Annotated in this window: 21 protein-coding genes; 13 read left to right on the forward strand and 8 right to left on the reverse strand. The window is 41.7% G+C overall.

The window, feature by feature from the left end:
• Positions 1–159: 159 nt before the first annotated feature.
• The 4 genes from cbiD to HG267_RS00575 all read right to left on the reverse strand — a co-directional run bounded on the left by cbiD (position 160) and on the right by HG267_RS00575 (position 3,332).
• Entirely contained in the window at positions 160–1,272 is a 1,113-nt protein-coding gene (gene cbiD, locus HG267_RS00560) for a cobalt-precorrin-5B (C(1))-methyltransferase CbiD (protein WP_194007837.1), read from the reverse strand.
• A 307-nt stretch (positions 1,273–1,579) separates the two neighbouring features.
• Complete coding sequence (locus HG267_RS00565) at positions 1,580–1,879, reverse strand: hypothetical protein (RefSeq protein ID WP_045867468.1); 300 nt, start codon at positions 1,877–1,879, stop codon at positions 1,580–1,582.
• Positions 1,880–2,085: 206 nt separating this feature from the next.
• Positions 2,086–2,682, reverse strand: coding sequence for a DUF3177 family protein (locus HG267_RS00570; RefSeq protein WP_045867467.1), 597 nt, complete (start codon positions 2,680–2,682; stop codon positions 2,086–2,088).
• A 428-nt stretch (positions 2,683–3,110) separates the two neighbouring features.
• The gene (locus HG267_RS00575; RefSeq protein WP_045867466.1) at positions 3,111–3,332 is read right to left on the reverse strand and encodes a Calvin cycle protein CP12; all 222 of its coding nucleotides are present in this window, start codon (positions 3,330–3,332) and stop codon (positions 3,111–3,113) included.
• Between the two features lie 382 nt (positions 3,333–3,714).
• On the opposite strand from HG267_RS00575, the gene HG267_RS00580 reads away from it, so the two are divergent.
• Complete coding sequence (locus HG267_RS00580) at positions 3,715–4,929, forward strand: FIST N-terminal domain-containing protein (RefSeq protein WP_045868773.1); 1,215 nt, start codon at positions 3,715–3,717, stop codon at positions 4,927–4,929.
• A gap of 164 nt (positions 4,930–5,093) precedes the next feature.
• Here the strand turns inward: HG267_RS00580 and HG267_RS00585 are convergent, their stop codons facing one another.
• Positions 5,094–6,200, reverse strand: a complete 1,107-nt coding sequence (locus HG267_RS00585; RefSeq protein ID WP_045867465.1) for a metallophosphoesterase family protein — start codon at positions 6,198–6,200, stop codon at positions 5,094–5,096.
• 736 nt (positions 6,201–6,936) lie between these two features.
• On the opposite strand from HG267_RS00585, the gene trmB reads away from it, so the two are divergent.
• From trmB to HG267_RS00600, 3 genes are all read left to right on the forward strand, one after another.
• Positions 6,937–7,590: a tRNA (guanosine(46)-N7)-methyltransferase TrmB gene (gene trmB, locus HG267_RS00590; RefSeq protein ID WP_045867464.1), complete on the forward strand. Its 654-nt coding sequence runs from the start codon at positions 6,937–6,939 to the stop codon at positions 7,588–7,590.
• Positions 7,591–8,125: 535 nt separating this feature from the next.
• The gene (locus HG267_RS00595; protein WP_045868772.1) at positions 8,126–9,175 is read left to right on the forward strand and encodes an ABC transporter permease; all 1,050 of its coding nucleotides are present in this window, start codon (positions 8,126–8,128) and stop codon (positions 9,173–9,175) included.
• 60 nt (positions 9,176–9,235) lie between these two features.
• Positions 9,236–10,174 (forward strand): ABC transporter permease, encoded by a 939-nt coding sequence (locus HG267_RS00600; protein WP_045867463.1) that lies wholly within the window; start codon positions 9,236–9,238, stop codon positions 10,172–10,174.
• Positions 10,175–10,249: 75 nt separating this feature from the next.
• On the opposite strand, the gene upp is transcribed toward HG267_RS00600, so the two are convergent.
• The 3 genes from upp to HG267_RS00615 all read right to left on the reverse strand — a co-directional run bounded on the left by upp (position 10,250) and on the right by HG267_RS00615 (position 13,572).
• Positions 10,250–10,885, reverse strand: a complete 636-nt coding sequence (gene upp, locus HG267_RS00605; RefSeq protein ID WP_045867462.1) for a uracil phosphoribosyltransferase — start codon at positions 10,883–10,885, stop codon at positions 10,250–10,252.
• A gap of 120 nt (positions 10,886–11,005) precedes the next feature.
• A complete protein-coding gene (locus tag HG267_RS00610) occupies positions 11,006–12,259 on the reverse strand; it encodes a URC4/urg3 family protein (protein WP_045867461.1) in 1,254 nt (417 codons plus the stop codon).
• Positions 12,260–12,312: 53 nt separating this feature from the next.
• A complete protein-coding gene (locus HG267_RS00615) occupies positions 12,313–13,572 on the reverse strand; it encodes a GTP cyclohydrolase II (RefSeq protein WP_045867460.1) in 1,260 nt (419 codons plus the stop codon).
• 293 nt (positions 13,573–13,865) lie between these two features.
• On the opposite strand from HG267_RS00615, the gene HG267_RS00620 reads away from it, so the two are divergent.
• The 9 genes from HG267_RS00620 (at position 13,866) to HG267_RS00660 (ending at position 24,595) form a co-directional block, all read left to right on the forward strand.
• The gene (locus HG267_RS00620) at positions 13,866–14,336 is read left to right on the forward strand and encodes a tetratricopeptide repeat protein (RefSeq protein WP_045867459.1); all 471 of its coding nucleotides are present in this window, start codon (positions 13,866–13,868) and stop codon (positions 14,334–14,336) included.
• 34 nt (positions 14,337–14,370) lie between these two features.
• Complete coding sequence (locus HG267_RS00625; RefSeq protein ID WP_045867458.1) at positions 14,371–15,435, forward strand: ABC transporter substrate-binding protein; 1,065 nt, start codon at positions 14,371–14,373, stop codon at positions 15,433–15,435.
• A 79-nt stretch (positions 15,436–15,514) separates the two neighbouring features.
• Positions 15,515–17,014: an ABC transporter permease subunit gene (locus tag HG267_RS00630; RefSeq protein ID WP_096621637.1), complete on the forward strand. Its 1,500-nt coding sequence runs from the start codon at positions 15,515–15,517 to the stop codon at positions 17,012–17,014.
• Positions 17,007–17,741 carry an amino acid ABC transporter ATP-binding protein gene (locus tag HG267_RS00635; protein WP_045867457.1) on the forward strand — a complete coding sequence of 245 codons (735 nt, stop codon included), beginning with the start codon at positions 17,007–17,009 and terminating at the stop codon, positions 17,739–17,741. Before HG267_RS00630 ends, HG267_RS00635 begins: the two co-directional genes overlap by 8 nt.
• 116 nt (positions 17,742–17,857) lie before the next feature.
• Complete coding sequence (locus tag HG267_RS00640) at positions 17,858–18,061, forward strand: hypothetical protein (protein WP_045867456.1); 204 nt, start codon at positions 17,858–17,860, stop codon at positions 18,059–18,061.
• Between the two features lie 256 nt (positions 18,062–18,317).
• A complete protein-coding gene (locus tag HG267_RS00645; protein ID WP_045867455.1) occupies positions 18,318–19,091 on the forward strand; it encodes an ABC transporter ATP-binding protein in 774 nt (257 codons plus the stop codon).
• 136 nt (positions 19,092–19,227) lie between these two features.
• The gene (locus HG267_RS00650; RefSeq protein ID WP_045867454.1) at positions 19,228–20,034 is read left to right on the forward strand and encodes an ABC transporter permease; all 807 of its coding nucleotides are present in this window, start codon (positions 19,228–19,230) and stop codon (positions 20,032–20,034) included.
• 510 nt (positions 20,035–20,544) lie between these two features.
• Positions 20,545–22,110, forward strand: a complete 1,566-nt coding sequence (locus tag HG267_RS00655) for an NACHT domain-containing protein (RefSeq protein WP_045867453.1) — start codon at positions 20,545–20,547, stop codon at positions 22,108–22,110.
• A gap of 1 nt (position 22,111) precedes the next feature.
• Complete coding sequence (locus tag HG267_RS00660) at positions 22,112–24,595, forward strand: WD40 repeat domain-containing protein (RefSeq protein ID WP_045867452.1); 2,484 nt, start codon at positions 22,112–22,114, stop codon at positions 24,593–24,595.
• Positions 24,596–24,712 lie beyond the last annotated feature (117 nt).

The following is a 24,712-nucleotide window of genomic DNA, read 5'->3' on the forward strand; positions in this document are numbered from 1 at the left end:
GTTCCAGGTTTCGTGTAATGGTAAATAAATCCATCACAGGCCCGCTGTTTAAGCGCGTCTGTTTAGCCGATAAGGCTTGGTATTAAAAAGAAAAAAATACCCTAGAGTTGATACCGAAAAAGCTATTTATTTGGATTATTAATGATTATTCATATTAAGTTAACATAATTTTCCGGATAACATACAAGCAGTTTTGCTCTTTACGATAATTTTGCGATCGCGATCAAAAAGTACCGAACCACAGGCTGTAGCTGATGTATCTCTACTGCTGTGACTGCGGATATATTCTTGGGAACGGGAGTCGATAGCCTCTGCGATCGCGCTGTAAACTTGATTTACCCAATCACTTCCTGTTGTCGTATCTAGATGACGGAGGTGAGTTAGTGCAGCTTCTGCAGTTGGGCTAGCAAAAATTGTTTGTATATCTGGCTGCGACAATCCAGCTAAACTACAGTAGGTACTGAGAATTTCTCTGCGTCCATCAGCAAGATGATGATGGGTATGAAAAATCCCTCCTGCCAATTTCATGAGTTTTCCATGATACCCAAACAATAAGATTTCTTTAACACCCAAATTATCAGCTTCCACTAACATTGGCCCAATCCAGTTAGCTGTTTTTACTAGCTGTTCGGGATTTATACCGATTTGGCGTGCTATATCTAAGCCATTCTCGCCAATACAAAATACCAAACTGTCAAATTGACTGGCTTTCTTTTGTAAATCTGCCAAAAAAGCTGTCAGTTGTTCAGGAGAACTTAAAGGTTGGGAAATTCCTGTAGTTCCCAATAGCGAAAGTCCTTCCACTACCCCAAAAGCCGAGTTAGAAGTACGAGCAGCAAGCGATCGCCCAGCAGGTAAAATGATTGTGACTGTAATTTTTTCTTCTGGTGCTAACAGTCGGCTTAAGTTCTCTTGCAAGAGTTTCTGCGCGTAACCATAAATCGCCGCTTTACCATCAGCATTTAACTGCTTCCCAATTCCTTCTCCTCCTTTAATTATTACCGTCTCCCCTTCTCCTTGGTGCCATTCCACCAATGCCCAAATCGGAGTATTTTTAGTCAGATCGAGATTATCACCCGGATCGCTGCGGGTAATTGCCAAAGCCATGTTGTCTGATAATCCGGCTACCTGTTCAATGGGGATTTCAGTGATTTGCGCTGGTTCAATTAAATCTACTGCTACTACATTGACAGGTTGATGATGACGTAACCAATGTAAAGCTGCAACGGCAGAAGCACAAGCAAAGACGGGAAGAGTATATCCAGAACGGATCATGGGGAAAGTCAACAATAGTTATGAATTCGTAATTCGTAATTCGTAGTTAAGCTAATGCGCGTCTAAATTGCATAACTACTAAATCAGGGCTGTTAACTGTCAACGGTCAACCGTCAACAGTCCTCACGATTAATTGTGCAACTTAAAAGCAGAATAGCTTACAGCAATAGCGAGTCCAAGTTTGCACTATCTCTCTTAGATAGGTTGGGTGCAATTTCCCAATCAAATAGAGACAGTGGCGTTACGCTTAGGGATGCAAACCCCAAACGTAACGACTTGTGAATGAATATTTACGAATTGTAAATTAAATTCCTACTTTTAATAATACAGCTTGCATATCTTCCCAGGATAGGCCTTGTTGAATATAACGAGGCGACTCTGGATTGTAAGGGTTAGCCACTCGATCAATACTGATAATTTTAGCGTCGTCTGGTAGCACAGGAATATCAGGATCAAACGCAGTTGGGCGCATTAAGGAACTAGAAAAGCCTTTAAATATAGCAATTTGGTCTTCCTCGTTGTCAACTTCCACCGTTACAAGTAAGACTTCTTGAGGTCGTTTAACAGTATATTGTTCCAATCGCTTGCCAATGGAATTTTTCATCTAGTCTGACGGCTCAAGGATGAAAGTGAACTATACAGCACTTTTGAAGTAGGTGAGGTACATCATGAGTGATGAGTAATGAGTAGGAAATTTACTTATTACTCATTACTTATTACTCATTACTTTTTTCAATTACTTGCTGTACCTCATACACATCGAATCTGCTGTATATGTATATTTTCCTTCATCCTTGATGCTTTCTGTAATTACTGTTGTGTAGCGGAACGGCCTTGTTTACCTAGCTTAACTAATACAAAGTAGCTTAAGTAGAGAACATAAAAGACTAAGCCCATGATCCCCAAAAAGCCGAGGAACGCAGGTTTACTATTAGCATGGAAATATTCTTTAAAGAGTGATGGGGCTTCTAACCAAACGCGACAATATGGACTTTTGAAGGTAGCCTCGGAAAAAGCACAACCCAAAAAAGGAATCAAGGCGATCGTGCCGAGAATACCATAAATTGTCATTGCCCAACGCCAAGAGGTAAAAACTAATTTTAACGCTCCACTGGCTTGATACTCGATTTCATCATTGAGGTCTACCCAAAACCATAATGAAATAGGGATCAAAATGCGACCCATCAATCCTGAGAGAAAACTAACCCCAAATCCCCCAATCATTAAGTAAACAGTAACCGCTAATATACTCGATACTCGCCAGTAAATCGTTAATAGGCGTTGTATTCCTTCTGCTTTCTGCACAAATGCCCAAATTAACAGAATTAGCGGAATAATTACCATAAAAGTCAACGCTAATCTGAAATCTAACCAAACAAACGGGCGAAACCAAACATTATTTCCCATATTTTTTACCAGAATATAAATCCAACACCATAACTAAGAATCATGACCCATATTGAGGATATCTAATAAGTTATTAACTAGCTAATAACTGTCACATGATAGCTAATAAAAAAACAAGCAACTCAAAGATCCTTAACTTTTATCTTGCACTAGCCTGTAGCTATCTTCGGCAGAGTTTTAACACATACCTGAAGATTAAAGGCAGCTACACCCCCATAAATCCCTAATTTTTAGTAGAAGTTTTTGCTGAGGAACAAAACTTCTTAATTGCTACGCCTCACTATCAATCCCTAATTATCCTTAATTTCAGGATGATTAAATATCAAGTGGCGTAACATTAGGCAGGGGTTGGCGTAAAGGTACAAGATAACCGTAAATAGGTCTTGGTTGCTTGTCTGTCAGAGGAAAAAAATTTAGCAACTCACTTTTTAGTCATCATAAAGACGGCATTCTGCTGCTTCTGGATTGTCGTCACAGTACTGTTCTAAAGAATTTTTTTGTTTATTTTGACGTTGGTGAGAAGCTTCAGCTTGTAATTCTTCGACTGCATCCCAAGCTGCGGCACATTCGGCAGAATTGCTACCTGAGATGTCACAGACAGTACGGGCTTGTTCTACTTCTTCTTGGATTTTTTCTTGAATGTCGCTCATAGCTTTAGTCTCGTTGTGTGGTGTTAATACCAGTATAGAAAAATGTCAAAAATGGCAGTTTTTTGTGCTAACTTCACCATTCTAACCACTGAGCTGTTAAGTTAGTGTTTTAGTTTGGTGATCTATAACTAATACAATAAACGCTGGCAGATATACTAAACCTATATTTATCTTTTAAGATTTTGTATAGCCAGTACTACAAAAGTATAATCATACAATAGATTGCATAAATCTAATAGGGAATAGCAACCCTAGCTTTCTGGAATAGACAGGTCATTGAAGCGAGATAAATTTAATTGCCTTCAATTCTTGTCGGATGAAATTATATCCAGGAACAAAACTCAAAAAAACCAGCCCAACGAGAGAAAAAAGCCTAAAACTCATGGCAGACCAAATGCAGTGGGCAAACGCCCTATCAACCCGTCCTTCTTTGGAAGCAGCAATCACAGAGGTGGTAGAAAGGGCTGTCTCGTCGTTAACAGCGCCTCCGGATCTGGGGCTGGTATTTATTTCGTCGGCGTTTGGTAGTGAGTATTCCCGACTTTTGCCTTTGCTAGCAGAGAAACTTTCTGTACCTGTGCTAATTGGTTGCAGTGGTGGTGGGGTAATTGGCACTACAGACATGGGACAAACCCAAGAACTAGAAGCGGAAGCAGCTTTAAGTTTGACTTTGGCACATTTACCAGGGGTGGATTTGCAAGTCTTTCACGTTGTGGCAGAAGAATTGCCAGATTTGGATAGTTCACCAGATGCTTGGATCGATTTAATTGGTGTCCCACCTTCACCGACACCGCAATTTATTTTGCTATCTGGTTCCTTTTCATCAGGAATCAACGATTTACTACAAGGGCTAGATTTTGCTTATCCGGGATCGGTAACCATTGGCGGACAGGCTAGTGCTGGGGGTATGAGTGGTCGCTTGGCGTTATTTTGTAACGATCGCCTCTATCGAGAAGGTACAGTAGGATTGGCTTTGAGTGGCAATATTGTGCTAGAAACCATTGTGGCGCAAGGATGTCGGCCCATTGGCGAACCAATGCAGGTAACGAAAGCCGAACGCAATATTATTTTGGAACTAGATGAGCAAGTGCCGCTAGTAGTATTGCGGGAAGTGATTGCCAACCTCACCGAAACAGAACGAATGTTAGCACAACATTCTTTGTTTGTCGGTGTAGCAATGGATGGGTTTAAGCCTTCTTTGCAGCAGGGAGACTTTTTAATTCGCGGGATTTTGGGAGTAGATCCTTCAGCTGGTGCGATCGCAATTGGCGATCGCGTGCGTCCGGGTCAAAGGCTACAATTTCACCTACGTGATGCTGAAACTTCTGCCACCGATTTAGAATTTCTCCTAGAACAGTATCAAAGCCAACATCCTGATGAAGCCTCAGCCACCGCCGCTTTAATGTTTGCTTGCGTAGGACGCGGTGAAGGACTATATGGCAAACCCAACTTTGATTCTGAGTTATTTCGACGCTACATCAAAGATATCCCTGTAGGTGGTTTTTTCTGTAACGGCGAAATCGGCCCCGTTGCCGGTAGCACCTTCCTACATGGTTACACCTCAGTATTTGGGATTTGTCGGGCGTTGGATATTTAAAATAGGGGCATGGGGCATTGGGCATTGGGCATGGGGTAATTGGTAATTGGTAATTGGTAATGGGAATTTCTCCCCTTGTCTCCCTCATCCCCCTCATCCCCCTCATCTCCCTCATCCCCCTCATCTCCCTTATCCCCAGTCCCCAGTCCCCAATCCCCAACTCCTCACCTCGGCAACAAAATTGTGCTGTTGTTATCAATCAGAGTAGGAGTACCACTATTAGCGATCGCACCGTATTTTTGAATGTAGTGGCGGACTTTGTGGGGGAACTGGGGAAAGTCTAATAAAGCATCGCCATCGGCAATAGTTGCCCAAAAGTCTCGTAAACTAGGAGCTAGTTCTTTTGCCTGGTCAATGGGCAGGTTTAAGGGTGGTAAAGTTAGTAACTTGATGAGGAAGGGAAAAGAGCGATCGCCCATCCACTCTTTAGATAATTGTTGCAAATTGGGAAAATCTGGTACTGCTTCCACTCTATGAGATAAAATTTGTAACCATTGTCTACCGTAATTATCACGATGGTACTCTAATGTACGATAGGGATGAGGATAGCTAACTAAAGAACCAGTGGTAATATCATATACACCTTCAGAGCAAGCAACATCCTGTACGTGTAAATGCCCAGTAAATACTAAATTTACGTTGTAGCGTTTGAGCAATTGCACTAATTCTCTGGCATTTTCCAACATATAGCGATTTGCCATCGGATGGCGTAATTGATCGGGTAGATGCTCAACTACATTGTGATGCACCATCACCAAAACTAATTCATCTTTGACTTTTGCTAGTACTTCTTCTAACCACTGGAACTGTTGATCATCTAAACGCCCTATTTGCTGACCTTGTTCGTTAAAAGTATTAGAATTTAAGCCAATTAGTCTGACTCCAGGTAGCAACTCAGTTGTGTAATAAGGTTGCTGGGGATTGTCATAACCAAACTTGCGGTAGTAGTAGGGAAAATCAGCAAAGGCGATCGATTGTTCATCAGCCATCAACACAGGAACATCGTGATTTCCAGGTACAACATAGGCAGGAAAAGGTAACTTAGCTAAACGTTGTTGTAACCAAGCATGGTTTTCTGGTTCGCCATGTTGCGTTAAGTCTCCTGGGATTAAGAGAAAATCTAAGTCGAGCTGTGTTAAATGTTCTAATATGCTTTCAAAAGCAGGGATGCTAACTTCCACTAGATGAAAGCGGCTGGGATGATCCCAAATTGTGTGGGTTAGTGCGATATGTAAATCGCTAACTATGGCAAACCGAAAATTTAGAGCCATTGATTTCACGATAGTTTATAAAATTAGGGTTTAAAACAAGCCTTTTCCCAAGAGTATAACTTGTGCTTTGTTAACCTGCTTTGAAGCGTCAAGCCTTAACATTTCTACACATTAATCGTTGCCGATAACTGCATGAGATTTATCTTAAAAATCAGGCATATATGCTATTCAACAGACTGATTTTACCAGAACCATTTTTGCAGATTTAGGGTTGTTGTGGAACCCTTCAAGGTGGTTTTACGTCGCTTGTGGTAGTTATTAGAGTAGAGTAGACACCAAGGATCAAACTTTTCATCAGTCTTTGTGAATATAGTTGATGAGTGTTACTGATGAAAGTCTTACAGCCAGTAGTTCGTATCTCTGTGAAGTCTATAGTAAAAAATTCTCCGATAGAAGAAATACTTTTAATTATGTTATAGATGCAGCCAATGCTGTCCGCTGTTTTTTTTGATGTTTACTAATCACCAATCCCGATATTTTGCTAAATCTTTATTGATTTTTTAGCTGATGAGGCAATTATATCAATGAAATATAAAGTAGATTGTCTGGCATCGGCCATTCATAATGTTAGAGCTATTCAAATATAGATGATAAAGAGCAAACAAATTTTTCAACAAATTGACGTTGCTCTTTTCTCGAGTATTCTTGTTTAAGATAAAATATTGGTTAATTGCTAATTACAATCAGGCAATTACAGCCTTGTTGTTTGAGATCATCGTGTGAAGGAGAATCTATTTTGGCCGCTGTGCGAGTACGTCAACATGTTAATCCCCTTGCCCAAAGGTATCAAAAAGCAATCAGTACTCTTGATTGGGACAAAGTATATACCCAGCCTTACCAACCATTACATTTAGATATTGGCTGTGCTAGGGGAAGGTTTTTGTTGAATATGGCAAAAATAGAACCTGAGTGGAATTTTCTCGGTTTAGAAATTCGAGAACCCTTAGTGGTAGAGGCAAATCATTTATCTACAGATTTAGGATTAACAAATCTCCATTATTTATTTTGCAATGTAAATAAATCTTTACAGCCACTTTTATCTGTCTTGCCACCAGGTATCTTACAACGTGTCACAATTCAATTTCCCGATCCTTGGTTTAAAACTCGCCATGCGAAACGGCGAATAGTGCAACCAGAATTAGTGGCAGAGTTAGCGAATTATTTGGCTGTTGGCGGGGTTGTATTTTTGCAATCAGATATAGAGTTTTTAGCAATAGAAATGCGGAATATTTTTGCCGAAAATCCAGCATTTCAGAAATTGAGTGCTGAAGAATGGCTGACAGAAAATCCTCTACCCGTAGCTACAGAACGAGAAACAGCTACTCAAAACAAAGGTGAGCCTGTTTATCGGGCTTTATTTATCAAAAGAGAAGTAACAACAAATTCCTAATACCATAATCGGCTATAAATAAGCGTTAAATAGTGGGGGATTTTAGATTACATGAAAACTAGAATCCTTTACATAAAATAGGTTGTAAAAATATTTTTGATTTACTATAGACTTTTTAAAAAATTAATAAGTTGGCTGACATTTAATTTGTTACATTATAGCTGACTAGAAACCTAGAGCAGTAATATAGGTTTCTCATACTAGCTTAAAAATAGGATATAGAGACTAGAAACGAGACGCTAGAGAAGAGAATTTTTCATGTTTGGTTGTTACCTTTTCCCATGAGTGGCTAACTTGTAATTTCACATCCCTAACATTCATCAATAACCTCTATAACGCAAATGGGGATACAATACTCTGTATAAATTTAGAGCAATCACTCTTGTGAGGAATAGTATTGCTAGTCATGGCAAAACTTCGCTGTTGAGGTATTCATAGCAAAAGTTTTTTCATGGTTTCTAATCGAGATATTATTTTATACTCATTTCTGAAGCTGAGGGTTGGCAAAGATGACAAAACGATCGCAAATAATCGCATGAAATTTCTGCTCCCAATCCTATCACCGCTAATTGCTATTACATCTGCTCTACTCGTCGGTGCTATCCTCATCCTCCTAGCTGGGGCAAATCCCCTCACTGCGTACACAGCTTTATTCCAAGAATCTCTTTCCAGCTACTTTGGTTTTGGTAACACCCTCACCAAAATGACACCGCTATTGTTCACCAGCTTGGGGGTATTGGTAGCATTACGAGCTGGACAATTTAATATCGGTGGTGAAGGACAAATTTACTTAGGTGCGTTGGGAAGTACTTTAATTGGATTATATGTGCAGGGATTACCTGCTGTAATTCATATTCCTCTAGCAATGTTCGCCGGATTTTTATTTGGTGCGGTTTGGGGTTGGATTCCTGGTTATCTCAAAGCTTTACGGGGAGTAAATGAGGTAATCACTACGTTATTACTAAATTACATTGCCGTAAATTTAGTTAGTTACCTCGTACAGAATCCCTTAATGGCACCAGGCGCGCCTAGTCCTTACTCGCCATTAATAGCCAAGACCGCCCGTCTAGCGATTATACTACCACAAAGCCTCGCCCATGCAGGGATTTTATTAGCTTTACTTGCCGCAGTAATATTGTGGGTGTTGTTAGGGCGATCGCCTTTAGGATACCAAATTACCGCAGTGGGATTTAACCCCATCGCCGCCCGTTATGCTCAAATGTCGGTAGAACGTACCATTATGTTAGTGATGGCTTTAGCGGGAGGTTTAGCGGGTTTGGCTGGTAGTTGTGAAGTAATGGGGTTGAAATATCGGCTATTTGAACAAGTTTCGCCAGGTTATGGATTTGATGCCATTGCGATCGCATTTCTCAGTCGTGGTAGTGTGGTCGGTGTAGTGTTAACTTCGCTATTTTTTGCGGCGCTGCGTAGTGGTGCGAATGTCATGCAACGGAGTGCAGGTGTGCCGGTAACTGTGGTGTACGCTATTCAGGGTTTAGCGGTATTGTTTATTGCGATTAGTTTGGCGGTGGAAAGGGCAATCAGAGTAAAAACGCAGAGTCACGCTAAGGTTAACGCAGAGTAACGCCAAGAAAACTCTGCTTTACGCTTTCCTCAGTGAACCTTGGCGTTTAAAAATAGCTCTATGAATAATCTCAATTTTTTCTCTGATTACTTGGTTGCGACTGTGCGTCTAGCTGTACCCTTGGGATTTGCTGCTTTAGGGGGATTGTATTCGGAACGCTCAGGGGTGTTAAATATCGCTTTGGAAGGTATGTTATTAACTGGGGCTTTTACTAGTGCTGTTGCTACTTTCTACAGTGGAAATCCTTGGCTGGGTGTCATCGCATCTGTGATTGCTGGCGGATTGGTAGGGTTACTCCACGCCTTTTTATGTGTAACTTTGCGGGTTGATCAATTAGTCTCTGGACTAGCAATTAATCTTGTCGCCGCCGGGTTAACATCATTTCTAGGAAGGCTGGTATTTGGCGGTAGTAGTACACAGCAATTACCGGGAATTGGGGCGATAATTACTCCTGGTTTGGCGAATCTTCCCGTGATCGGGGCTTTGTTATTTCAGCAAGATATTTTAGTATATTCACTATTAATATTAGTTATTTTCACAACATATATATTATTTCAAACCAGCTTTGGGCTGACATTACGGGCTGTGGGAGAATCGCCGCAAGCTGCTGATACTGCTGGAATTTTGGTAACAAGGGTACGTTATCTTGCTGTATTCATTAGCGGTTGCCTTGCTAGTTTGGGAGGTGCTTATTTAACCTTGGTACAAGTGAGATTTTTTGCCGAGGGGATGAGTGCAGGTAAAGGATTTATTGCGATCGCAGCTTTAATTTTTGGCAGATGGCATCCTCTAGGTAGTGCTTTGGCTTGTTTGCTATTTGGGGCTACGGAAGCTTTGCAACTGCGAATTCAAGCATTAGGGGCAAATATACCTTACCAATTTTTAGTCATGTTACCTTATGCGATCGCTTTATTCGCATTGGTAGGATTAGCCGGGAAATCAACACCACCCAAAGCATTAGGTACTGCTTACTTTGGAGAAAATCGCCATTCAGATTAATTATCATGGGGCATGGGGCATGGGGCATGGGGCATGGGGCATGGGGCATGGGGCATAGGGCATAGGGCATTTTCCTTATCTTGTGCCAAACAAGCGATCGCCTGCATCTCCTAAACCGGGGATAATATAGCCATGCTCATCCAAATAGTCATCGATAGCAGCCGTATATAAAGGCACATCTGGATGTACCTCACAAAAATGCTTAATCCCTTCCGGTGCAGCCAATAAGCAGACAAACTTAATCGATAACGGATTCGTTGATTTCAAGCGTTCCACCGCCGCCACCGCCGAATTACCGGTTGCTAACATCGGATCGACAACAATCATATCTCGGTGTTCGACATCATGGGGAACCTTAAAATAATACTCCACAGGAATCAGTGTTTTTGGGTCACGATATAAACCCACGTGTCCCACCCTAGCTGAAGGAATTAACTCCAACATCCCATCTAAAATCCCCTGTCCCGCCCGCATAATGGAAACTAACACTAGCTTTTTATCTGGTGCAAGCACAGGCGCATTCATCGCGGCGAGAGGCGTTTGAATCTCTTCATATTTCACAGGTAAATCCCGCGTTACCTCATAAGCCAACAACAAACTAACTTCTTTAACGAGGTTACGAAACTTCGTTGTACTCGTCTCCGCCCGCCGCATCAGTGTTAGTTTGTGCTGAATCAATGGATGTTCAATTAACGTAACTTGATTTGTCATTTGTCATTTGTCATTTGGTAATGGGTAATTGGTAATGGGTAATTGGTAATTAGATGTTGGGTGTTTGTTCCCCCTCATCCCCCTCATCTCCCTCATCCCCAGTCCCCAGTCCCCAGTCCCCTAGAATACCGTGCCATCACTTTCTATTTGTATGGGGGGTATCCCACCTGTTCTGAGTTCAGCAGCAATTTTGCGTCCGGCTGTCCAAGTTCCCCCTTGGAGGATTTTGACTAATGGGAGTTCTTCGCTACTCATACCCAACTTGTCGCGTACTGTCGCCGCAATCAAATCTAGAAGAATCACTGTCAAAGCGCGCCATTCAACGATAATTTCTGATGCTACGGAGTGAGAAGTGCGGAAAATCTCAGGATTTTTCACAGTAATTAATCCCAAATCAACGCATAAACCCCCATTGCGATATTCTGGTAAACCAGTGAGTTGATCTAAACCAGTAATTGTTATACCCAGTTCTTGTAGCGGTTCCAATAAAGAATATGTCAACCACTGAGACAGCTTATGAAAAGGCACTAATCCATCATCATTAATAGCTGGATGTTGCCAAACATCACCTAAATTTACCCCAGCTATCTCTAATCTTCCCGGCCAAATATCACTCAGCCCTTCTAGGATTGCATCTAATACAGTAGTAGCAGCTAACTGTCGATTTTCTGACTTACCCAAGAGATAATTAACTAAATTCCCCGGACGAGGATTGTGATATCCAAATAAATGGGGGAAAGTAACTATGACTTTTCCTAACTTTTGTAATAAATTCAATCTTCCGGTAATTCCCACTAAGGGATTTTCCGCATTGGCTTGGAATCCAGTTGCTAGTTCTGCTTCAGTTAATCTTTGTAAGCGATAAGCATCAGCCTGGGGTAAGCTATTAAGTGCAAAATTGCCTTCACAAAACATCCGGAAACTAGCCACAGCCAAGCCTTCCGAACGACCTAATCTTAAGCCAGTTTCCAGCTCATCATAATGCCATTTATCCCCAGCACCAGCATCTAGCAGCACACTCACAATCGCCAAATCAAACTTAGCCGCCACTTTATCAGCAGGAGATAATCCCACCAACTGAGGATCTAAATTCGCGACTCGCCTTACACCCCCAACTTCAAAATGTCGCCAACGGCTGTGAAAGGGAATATCTAAATTTGGGTATTCTGTGCGGATTACCTCAATCACATAATCCGCAACCTTTCCCAACTGCGTCAAATCGCAAGCAAAATTCTCTGAGTTCCCCTCACATACCCAAGAAAATAATTGCCCACATCTTTCTCGAATCGCCTCCGGAGAACGAAGATATCTCACAATCTCTTCTTCCCCCTCTTCTCTTTGTGTACTTCGCGCCTTCGCGGTTCGTCTATCCACTCTTCACCTCCTGCAAGAGTAAGGATGAAGTTTTATCCTTCATCCTTGATACTTTATCCTTCCAAATCTCGCCCCTTCACCTCACCTAAACTTTCCGCATCTAACACATCACCTGTGGTGTAGTAGCCAGCCGCCTTCTTCGCCTCAATTTCCACCCGTGCATCTTGGGGAATCAAATCCTCTGGGATGGGTACCCGTTCGACAATTTCAATCCCCGCTTGGGTGATGGCGTTGTACTTCATATTACTCATTGATACCATGCGGTCAATGCGGGTAATACCCAACCAATGCAACACATCGGGCATCAATTCTTGGAAGCGCATATCTTGCACACCCGCCACGCATTCTGTACGGGCAAAGTAAGCATCAGCGCGATCGCCTCCTTCTTGTCGCTTCCTGGCGTTGTAAACTAAGAATTTGGTAACTTCTCCTAAAGCACGTCCTTCTTTACGGCAGTAGACAATTACACCCACGCCGCCTTCCTGTGCAGTTTGGACGCAGACTTCAATCCCATGTACTAAATAAGGGCGACAGGTACAGATATCGGAACCAAAGACATCAGAACCGTTACATTCATCATGTACCCGCACAGCTAGCGGTTTATTGGGATCTGCGATCGCAGCTAAATCACCGACAATGTAAACTGTGACACCGCCAATTGGGGGTAAAAATACTTCTAAATCAGAACGTGTCACCAATTCGGGGAACATCCCCCCAGTTTGTTCAAATAAAGCGCGGCGTAAATCTGTTTCTTGAATGCTAAACCGCTTGGCAATTCCTGGTAAATACCAAACTGGCTCAATCGCCGCCTTGGTAACGACCAAATCACCGCCTGGTTTCATAATTTTGCCATCCACCTGCAAGCGTCCCTTATCTACCGCTTCTTGCAGCTCCGGCATATTAATATGAGCCTGAGTAATCGCAATTGTGGGGCGGATGTCATAACCTTGGGCGTAATAAGAGGCAAATACCTCACTAGCTACCGCCCCAAAGGGGTCTAGGGACACAATTTTATCAGGATCAGCCCAACTGGGATGGGGGCCAATATGAGTAACTGGCGAGGTGTTAGTCAAATCGGCGCGATGATCTGACTGTAAAGCCCCGCTAGCCACCGCTAAAGCACGATAGACAGCATAACTACCGGAATGGGTGCCAATCACATTTCGGTGCGCTTGCTTGGTCAAAGTGGCGATAATCGGGCCACGTTCCATCGGCTCGGCTGCGCCCCAATGAATGGGGTTTGGTTTGGGGCCAAAACTATTGGGATGGGATGTGAGAACAATATGCCTGGAAACACTATTTGGCTTTGGCATAGATTACTTGGTTTTTTTTGTGATGTTTTTATCAACTGTTAGTTAACTTGTTTTGTCAACTACCAAAAGTCAGCTGCTATTTTTAAATTTATGATGTCCTAATGACTAATTATCTATAAATTTTACGCTAAAAACCAGTACCAATAGTATTACTGAATACATAAAAAATGTAACACTGAAAACGTTAATTTTGTAACTCTAATTAAGAGAATTTAAAGATGACTTTAAATATGTTTAAGTAGGGATTTTTGTGCGACAGTTGATATATACATACATTTACCTAGACCGAATTTATGGATTCTTTATCTATCAGCTCTTTACTTGAAGATTTGAAAAATTCAGATGCTACAGTCCGGGAACAAGCGACTAAGAAAATCTGGCGCATCTGGTTTCAACAAAAAGGCATTTATGGGCTGGAGAAAATTGACCACAGCCAGAAATTATTGGATGCTGGGGAAACTACTGAAGCTGAAGAAGTGCTAACAAGATTAATTAACGAACAACCAGATTTTGCTGAAGCTTGGAATCGTCGTGCTTTTCTTTACTACAGCATGGGTAATTATCAAAAGTCCTTAGCAGATTGTCAGATGGTTGTGAATCTCAATCCTGTACATTTTGGCGCACTCCACGGTATGGGCTTATGTTATGCAGCTTTAGGTAAATATGTTGAAGCAATTCAAGCTTTTCAGCGTGCTTTAGCCATTCAACCCTATTCACTGGTGAACCAAAAGTTAATTCTGGAATGTACATTCAGAATCAGCTAAAACACCCCAGTAAATAGAGGCCTTATTTTATCCCATGAATCAGCCGCCATCCGCATCAGCAACATTTGATAACCTGAATCGCCGCCAATTTCTTCAGTATGCTTCCTTATGTATAGGTAGTAGCATCGTGAGTGCCTGTGCTAATAGCAACTCTGAAAAAATGACAACTTCTGGGTTAGATAAAGTAACCTTTGGTACAAATTGGTTAGCACAAGCAGAACACGGCGGATTTTATCAGGCGATCGCAACTGGAATTTACAAAAATCACGGTCTTGATGTCACCATTAAAATGGGTGGCCCGCAAGTACCTAGTGGTACCCAGTTATTGATGGGTGGTGCAGTAGATTTTTTCATGGGTTTTGGTATTGATGCTATCAATGCAGTAGCACAAAGCATTCCCAAAATTACCGTAGCAGCAATTTTTCAAAAAGACCCTCAATGTATCATTACCCATCCCAACACAGCAATTAAAACCCTTGCCGACCTCAAAGGCAAACCGATTTATGTATCCGCTGCTGCAAACGTTACTTATTGGCCACTGCTAAAAGCTAAGTATGGTTTTACCGACGCACAAAAACGCCCTTACAACTTCAATCCTGCTCCCTTTTTGGCTGACAAAACCTCAGCGCAACAAGGATATATCACTTCAGAACCATTCGCGGTTGAAAAGCAAGGTGGTTTTAAACCGATAGTGTTTTTACTAGCAGATTATGGTTATCCCACATACGCAACTACAATTGAGACCAAGAGAGAATTAGTAGACAAAAATCCCGACTTGGTAACACGCTTTGTTGATGCCTCAATTAAGGGCTGGTATAGTTACTTAGAAAATCCTCAACCTGGTAATGATTTAATCAAGAAAGCGAATCCAGAAATGACAGATGAGCAGTTGGCTTATAGTCTTACCAAACTCAAAGAATATGGAATTGTAATTTCTGATACTGCAGAAAAACTTGGAATTGGGGCGATGAGTGAGGCTAGGTGGAAATTAGTATTTGACAACATGGTGCTATCTGGAATTACCCAGTCGAATGTTAAGTATCAAGACTCATTTACCCTGCAATTTGTCAATAAAGGTGTAGAGTATTACAAAGTTTGAGGGACTGGGATGAGGAAGCAGAGGGAGCAGAGGAAGCAGGGGAGCAGAGGGGGACAAGGTAAGAAATACTCAATCTCCCATGCCCAATGCCCCATACCCTAAACGAAAAATATTAACCTTGCTGTTTGCAGCAATGGTTGTCATAAGTATTGTCACAGGTCAAAGCTATTCTCTCAACGCAGCTTCATCTGTAGGCAAAGATACACTGACATTGATTACTTCGCCAGATTATCCCCCTTATGAGTTCTATGATACTCAAGGAGGCGATCGCCAAATTGTTGGCTTTGATATTGATATTGCTAAAAATCTGGCGCAAAAACTGGGGTTTAAACTCCAGGTAATGGAATCCGATTTTAATGGCTTAATCCCTGCACTCCAAGCCAATCGCGCTGATTTTGTGATGGCGGGGATGACTCCCACCCCAGAACGCAAGAAAAATGTTGATTTCTCGATTATTTATTACGAAGCTAAAGATACCATTGTCGCCCCGAAAACTAGCAATCTTCAGCAACCCCAAGACTTAGCGGGGAAGAAAGTAGGGGTACAGTTGGGGACTATTCAAGAGCAAAATGCTAAAAAAATAGCTGAGAAAGTTACCGGAATTCAGCTAAAACAACTTAATAAAGTACCAGAAGCCATTCAAGAAATTAAATCTGGGCGAATTGATGCTGCCATTGTGGAAGATACTGTAGCGAGGGGATTTGCCCAAGCCAACCCAGAGTTAGAGTTTAACGTCATTCCTTCTGAAGAAGCCAGTGGTTCGGCGATCGCTTTTCCGAAAAGTTCTCCTTTGGTACAGCCTTTTAACCAAGCTTTGCAACAAATGCAGCAAAAAGGCGAACTCAAGCAATTAGTAACTAAATGGTTCTCCCAAACTACCGCCGCTACTAACGTCTCTTCAGCACCAGCTAAAGGTGGTTTGAATTTAGACTTTACGAGAATCATCCCCGAAATACCTTTTATCCTCAAAGGTATTCCCCTAACGTTATTGTTTACTCTATTCTCAGTATTTCTAGGGTTAATTTGGGGGACAATTCTCTCTCTTTGCAAAATTACGGGAATCAAACCCCTGACTTGGCTAGCTAACGCCTATACCTCTATATTTCGCGGTACACCATTACTATTACAGTTAGCGTTAGTTTACTATGCCACACCCCAACTAACAGGCTATGACATCTCAGCTTTAACAGCAGGAGTGCTAACCTTTACCCTCAACTCTGGCGCTTATATGTCCGAAACCATCCGTGGGGGAATTCAAGCGGTAGATAAAGGACAAACGGAAGCGGCGATGTCTATGGGTGTTCCTTATGGCTTGATGATGTGGGACATTATCTTACCCCAAGCCTTAAAAAACATTCTCCCGGCTTTGGTAAATGAAACTATTGGACTATTGAAAGACTCAGCTTTAGTCTCGACAATTGGAGTAGTAGAAATCTTACGCAGCGCTCAAATTGTCGGTGCAAATAAATATATTTACTTTGAGCCGCTACTGTTTGCAGGGTTTATTTACTATGCTTTAGTCATGGGTTTAACCTTTGGTGCATCGGTTTTAGAAAGGAGGTTAAGACAAAGTGAGTAACGTCTTAATTCGGACAGAATTTTTGTGTAAATCCTTCGGTAAACTCGACGTACTCAAAAATATCTCCACAGAAATTCACCAAGGTGAAGTTGTAGCGATTCTCGGCCCTTCTGGTTCAGGTAAATCTACATTTTTACGTTGCATGAATTTGCTGGAACGTCCCAGCAAAGGTAAAATTTATTTTCATAATCAAGAAATAACTCATCCTCAAATCAATATCGGACAAGTTCGGCAACAATTGGTGATGGTGTTTCAACACTTTAATTTATTTCCCCACATGACAGTGATGCAAAATGTCACCTATGCGCCAATTAAAGTGAAAAAAGTAGATAAAAAAATAGCCGAAAATAAAGCGCTAGAGTTACTCACAAAAGTCGGCTTAGAAGCAAAAGCAGATGTGTACCCATCTAAATTATCAGGGGGACAGAAACAAAGAGTTGCCATAGCCCGTGCTTTAGCAATGGAACCGGAGATGATTCTCTTTGATGAACCCACCTCTGCATTAGACCCGGAAATGGTCAAAGACGTGCTACAAGTGATGCAAAACTTAGCGCAAACCGGAATCACAATGGCGATAGTTACCCACGAAATGGGGTTTGCTAGAGAAGTAGCCAGTCGGATTATGTTTCTCGACCAAGGTATTTTAGCAGAAGACACTACCCCTGGTGAATTTTTCCAGAATCCACAGTGCGATCGCGCGAAGCAATTCTTAGAAAAAATGTTGTAAGTTGGGCGGTGGGTTAAAGATAATTGGCTAGGGCTGTCATTTGTTCTTAGTCATTTGTCATTGGTAAGAGTTTGGTTGATTTTTACCGATTTACTTAGTTTTCAAGGCTTATCTAAATGTCTGATAATTCTCCTTTTGAAAAGGCTGAAGAACTACAGCAATGGTATCAAGGATTAAAAGATGCCAACCGCAATAATATTTTCTGTCATTGTCGTGCTTGTGGTTATGAATGGATGGATTCAAGATTTGATGCTACTTGTACTCAATGCAATAGCCAAGATGTTGAAAGTATTTCTTCTTGGCAATTTCCTGATGATTAAATAAATAGGTTGCGTTATAACGATTCAGCATATTGATGAGGTACAAGAATAAAAAATTAACCGCCGTTCGCGTAGCGTTCCGCAGGAATGGAAGAGGATAAACGTAGATAAATGCGGATAAATTTGTGCTTGTAAATCAACCGCAGAGACACAGAGGACACAGAGTGAAGAAAAATAAAGGTTGAGAAATGCTTGAGAGTGGCAATAGGGTTTACGATAATTAATGCGATCGCAGGCTATTCTCTACCTGTTTCTAATGAATAACCCTCCCGCTATTCAACTCAGCCACATTAGCAAAGTCTACAAAAATGGCACAGTGGCGCTGCAAGACTTAAATTTAACTATCCCAGAATCACAATTTATCAGCATCGTCGGCCCTTCTGGGTGTGGTAAAAGTACAGTCCTCAAATTAATTGCCGGACTAGGGCGCATCAGTTCTGGTACTATTGACTGGGGTTTGTCTCCCCAAGCACGCAAACTCGCCTTTGTGTTTCAAGATGCAGCACTGATGCCTTGGGCTAATGTGAAAGAAAATGTCCGCCTACCGTTAAAGCTAGCGGGAATTTCTCAAAAAGATGCTAATAGTTTAGTGCAGCAAACATTGGCATTAGTAGGATTAGAAAAATCTGAGCGTAGTTACCCCCGTGAGTTATCTGGGGGGATGAAAATGCGAGTATCAATTGCGCGGGCTTTAGTGACGCAACCAAATATTCTCTTAATGGATGAACCCTTTGGGGCTTTAGATGAAATCACCCGCAGTAAACTCAACAGTGACTTACTAGATTTATGGTATCAACACCATTGGACAGTGGTTTTTGTCACCCATAATATATACGAAGCAGTGTATTTATCAAATCGGGTAGTAGTGATGGGGACAAACCCCGGACGGATGATTGCAGATATTGAAATTACTGCACCTTACCCCCGTAGCGAGGAATTTCGTACCTCATCTTTGTATAACGAATATTGTCGCCAGGTTTCCCAATCTCTAGAAATAGCGATGAATTATTCCCCAAAGGTGGCATTTTGAATAAATAAAAAAAGTAAAGAAATAAACCGCATCACGAAATTTCAATAAACCTAAAACCTTCACAAATGACAAATGACTAAAGACAAATGACACCCCTAACGAGTTATCTTTAATTAAAAGCCTTATTTAGAAAAGGATGCTATTTAAACGTCGCCCCAAATTACTATCACCTGATATTTTTGCACCCGTATTAGTGGGGATTTTCGCGTTGCTATTGTGGGATATATTCGTGCGAATTACACAATTACCGCCCTATATTCTCCCTAGCCCCATCTTAGTATTGCAAACCTTAATTAGTGATTGGAATGAGTTGTTCTCATCCTTATTAATTACTCTACAAATAACCATTGTCGCCTTTGTTGCGGCTGCAATTTCTGGGTTATTGATAGCAATATTGTTTACCCAAAGCAAATGGATTGAGCGCAGTTTCTTTCCCTATGCAGTTATTTTACAGACAACGCCCATAGTTGCGATCGCACCTTTAATTATTCTCTGGCTCAAAAACAACACCTTCGCCGCCTTAGTAGTTTGCGCCTGGATTGTCGCCTTTTTCCCCATCGTCTCTAATACTACTTTGGGACTCAACAGTGTAGACCGCAATTTACTTAACTTATTTCAACTCTACAAAGCTTCTCGTTGGCAAACCCTGCTGTATCTCCGCTTACCCAGTGCTATGCCATACTTCTTAGGTGGGTTAAAAATTAGCGGTGGTTTAGCTTTAATTGGCGCAGTTGTCGCGGAATTTGTCGCGGGAACTGGAGGGGAAAAATCCGGTATCGCCTATCGCATTCTCATTTCCAGCTATAACCTGCAAATTCCGCGAATGTTCGCCGCATTATTCTTGACTACGGGGTTGGGTGTGTTAATTTTCGTCAGCTTGAGTGCTTTATCGGACTTTATCTTACGTAAATGGCACGAAAGCGCAGTTGAACAAGAGGATTAACACCTCTGATATTTGATGCTTCAGGTTTAAAACGAGAACGTTCTGAGTTGAAATGAGAATATTCTGGTTTGAAACGAGAATGTTCTGGGTTGAAACGAGAACGTTCTGGGTTGAAACGAGAACGTTCTGGGTTGAAATGAGAATGTTCTGGTTTGAAACGAGAATGTTCTGGGTTGAAATGAGAATGTTCGGGTTCTAAACGAGAATGTTCAGGTTTGAAACGAGAATGTTTCGGTTTCCAGCGAGAACATTGCGGTTCAGAGGCTGAAGTTTGGTGTTTGTCAGTCGAAATGTCACTATTGCAACACCTCTATTGTTATTCTCTGCGCCTTTGCGCCTCTGCGTGAGACAAAAATATCTCTGTAAAATCGAACTGTAGAGAACACAGAGAACGCAGAGGAAGAAGTAAGAGCTAGCTATTGCTGTAATATAGCTTTACAAGGGCTAATTTCTGTGATTTTTCGCTAAGATACCTTAAAGGTGTAACAATTATCTCCACCCTTAGCGAATATGAGTATTGATATTGTAGTGAAAGCACTGAAGAGTCTTGCTAAACCTGCGGCTTCTCTAGTAATTAATCAAGCTCAACGCAATGAAACTGTAGTCAGACTTTTAAAACAATTTAATTTTGACCCAGCACAACCACCCAAAGATATTGACGGTGTTTATGTCTACTCTTTAATTGAGTATGGTGTTGGTAAGCCGGAAGCCATGCTGAATCTTTTTAGGGAAACAAAGATTAAAAAAGCCTTTTGGAGTGCTTATACTGCCAATAATCCTTTAGGTTTTGTCAAGGAAGTAGAAAAGTTTTTGCAGGGAACGGATTTAGAATTTGATATCCGATTGTTGAGAATTGAATTGAGCTCGGAGTTAGAGGAGTTTGGAGAAATATTTATTAATGTTGCTAAAAAAAGCAAAGCTAAAGATTTTGAACCCTTCCCAGAATGGAATTTAGATGAGTATCCCAGGGAATTTAAGTCATTAATTAAAGAAAAAGTTCGCTCATTTTGCGGTCGTCAGTTTGTTTTTGACACATTTAAGCAATTTTGTGATAAAAATCGCAGTGGTTACTTTACAGTGGTGGGTGATGCAGGGATGGGGAAAAGTGCCATCGCGGCTAAATACGTTTGGGACAATAAATCACCATGCTATTTTAATATTCGCTCCGAGGGACGCAATCGACCGGCTCTATTTCTTGAAAGTATTCGCAAACAATTAATTAAGCGTTACCAGTTGCAAAATGTGGACAATGCTAATTTAGCGGAATTACTAGAACAAGTTAGCAGAAAAATGACCGTTAGTGAAAGTCTGGTAATTGTAGTTGATGCGCTGGATGAAGTGGAACAAAAACCAGGGGGGAATCTTTTAGATTTACCAACGGCGCTACCAGAACGTGTCTATTTTCTGCTGACTAGAAGACCATATACTATAGAGACAAAACACTTGTATGCTCCAGATGTCCCGATGGAGGAGCTAGATTTAAGGCGAAGTCAGTATGTTAACTTGAGTCGTGAAGATATCAAGGAGTATATTCGGTTCTTTTTAAATGACGATCCAGACTATAAAAATGCAATTAAGCAATGGATTCAAAACCGCAATATTTCTGATGACGATTTTGTTGAGCAGGTAGCAAATAAGAGTGAAAACAATTTCATGTATCTGCGCTATGTTTTGCCAGGAATTGCTAAAGGTGACTATGATGACCTGAGTTTAAAGCAATTACCCGCTGGTCTGCAAGATTATTATCAAGTCCATTGGCAGCGCATGGGGATAGATGAAAAACCCCAAGAAATAAAGGTATTTATTCTGTTTATTTTAGTGGAGATTGGTACACCAATTCCTTGTGAAATGATAGCGGCAATTACCGAACAGGATGAATATGATGTGCAATCAGTTTTATATGAGTTGGTTGAGTATTTGAAGTTGCAATATTTAGAAGGAGAAATCTGCTACAGCATCTATCATGCTAGTTTTTTAGACTTTTTAAAAGCAAAACGGGAGCTAAACCCTAAACGGAAGCCATTTCAAGAGATTAATCAACGCATTGCTGACTACCTTGTAAGGAAGATGGCTTGAGATGGGAGAATTTGCTGACAAGTTAGCGGCACAAAGTCCCGCTTTTCAACGTGCTTACTTGGGTAGTTTAGTACCCAACTTGGTGAAGTCGGAAAATTTAGAGAAGTATTACCAGACCCTGACTGATTTTGATTTTTTGGTGGCGAAGCTTCACCATCCTGAGTTTGGGATGCAACGACTAATTGAAGACTATGATTTGATTGATCGTGAAGAGACATTAAATTATTCAAAATACAACTCTGAGAAAGTCAGATGTCTCAAATTAATTCAAGGTGCATTGAGACTATCAGCCCATATTTTAGTCACAGATAAGCAGCAATTAGCAAGTCAATTGCACGGACGGTTACTACATCAAAAAATGCCCAATGACATTCGCTTATTTTTGGCACAAATTAAGCAAAAGACAACTACTCCTTGGCTATGTCCCTTGACTCTTAGCTTAACGCCACCAGGCGGACGCTTACTTCGTACCCTTAAGGGTCATACTAACTCAGTAAGTTCCGTTGCCATCACCTCCAATGGGCAACAGGTGATTTCTGCTTCTCATGACAAGACCCTCAAAGTCTGGAATTTGGCAACCGGGGAGGAAATATTCACTCTCAAGGGTCATTATTTTTCGGTAAATGCTGTCGCCATCACTCCCAATGGACAACAGGTGATTTCTGCCTCAGATGACAAAACCCTCAAAGTCTGGAATTTGGCAACTGGGGAGGAACTATTCACCCTCAAGGGTCATCATCAGTGGGTAAATACTGTCGCCGTCACCCCCAATGGACAGCAGGTGATTTCTGCCTCAGATGACAAAACTCTCAAAGTCTGGAATCTAGCAACTGGGGAGGAATTATTCACCCTTAAGGGTCATCATTCTGCGGTCAAAACCGTCGCTGTCACCCCCAATGGACAACAGGTGATTTCTACCTCAGATGACAAAACCCTCAAAGTCTGGAATTTGGCAACTGGGGAGGAATTATTCACCCTCAAGGGTCATAACTCTTCAGTAAATGTCGTCGCCATCACCCCCAATGGGCAACAGGTAATTTCTGCCTCCCATGACAAAACCCTCAAAGTATGGAATCTGGTAACTGGGGAGGAACTATTCACCCTTAAGGGTCATTATTCTTGGGTAAATGCAGTTACAATTACCCCCAATGGGCAACAGGTAATTTCTGCCTCCCATGACAAAACTCTCAAAGTCTGGAATCTGGTAACTGGGGAGGAACTATTCACCCTCAATGGACATTATTTTTCGGTAAATGCTGTTACAATCACCCCCAATGGGCAACGAGTGATTTCTGTCTCAGATGACCAAACTCTCAAAGTCTGGAATCTGGTAACCGGGGAGGAACTATTCACCCTTAAAGGCCATTATTCTGCGGTCAAAACTGTCGCTGTTACCCCCGATGGGCAACAAGTGATTTCTGCCTCCCATGACAAAACTCTCAAAGTCTGGAATCTGGGAATGGGGGAAGAAGTATTCACCCTCAATGGTCATAATTCTTTAGTAAATGCCGTCGCTATTACTCCCAATGGACAGCAGGTGATTTCTGCCTCCCATGACAAAACTCTCAAAATCTGGAATCTGGGAACGGGGGAGGAACTATTCATCCTCAAGGGTCATAATTCTGCGGTCAAAACCGTCGCCATCACCCCCAATGGGCAACAAGTGATTTCCACATCCGGTGACAAAACCCTCAAAGTCTGGAATCTGGCAACTAGAGAGGAACTATTCACCCTTAAGGGTCATAGTAATTCAGTAAGTGCCGTCGCCATCACCCCCAATGGACAACAGGTGATTTCTGCCTTCCATAACAAAACCCTCAAAGTTTGGAATCTAGCAGATGGAAAAGAACTATTTACCCTCAAGGGTCATTATTCTTCGATAAAAACCGTCGCCGTCACCCCGAATGGGCAACAGGTGATTTCTGCCTCAGATGACAACACCCTCAAAGTATGGAATCTGGCAGATGGAAAAGAACTATTCACTCTTAAGGGTCATAACTCTTCAGTAAATGCCGTCACCGTCACCCCGAATGGGCAACAGGTGATTTTTGCCTTCCATAACAAAACCCTCAAAGTATGGAATCTGGCAGATGGAAAAGAACTATTCACCCTCAAAGGTCATTATTCTTCAGTAAAAACTGTCACCGTCACCCCGAATGGGCAACAGGTAATTTCTGCCTCAGATGACAACACCCTCAAAGTATGGAATCTGGCAGATGGAAAAGAACTATTCACTCTTAAGGGTCATAACTCTTCGGTAAATGCCGTCGCCGTTACCCCGAATGGGCAACAGGTGATTTCTGCATCTAATGACAACACTATCAAAGTGTGGAATCTGGCAACTATGAAGGTCATTGCCACTTTTACGGGAGAAAGTTACATCTCTTGCTGTGCAGTTGCACCTGATGGCGTGACAATTGTGGCAGGGGAACAATCAGGAAGGGTGCATTTTTTGCGGGTTGAGAAAACGGTTAGTAATTCTTAATTTGTAATGGGCTGGCCCCGCTTTGCTAACGTAATTCGTAATTAAGAAATTATGCAGCATCTGACTGACCAAGGATTTTGTTGACGCTAATATTAACATTGGGGAAGGCTTTAATTG

The organism is Tolypothrix sp. PCC 7601 (assembly GCF_025677855.1).
Lineage (GTDB): Bacteria > Cyanobacteriota > Cyanobacteriia > Cyanobacteriales > Nostocaceae > Aulosira > Aulosira diplosiphon.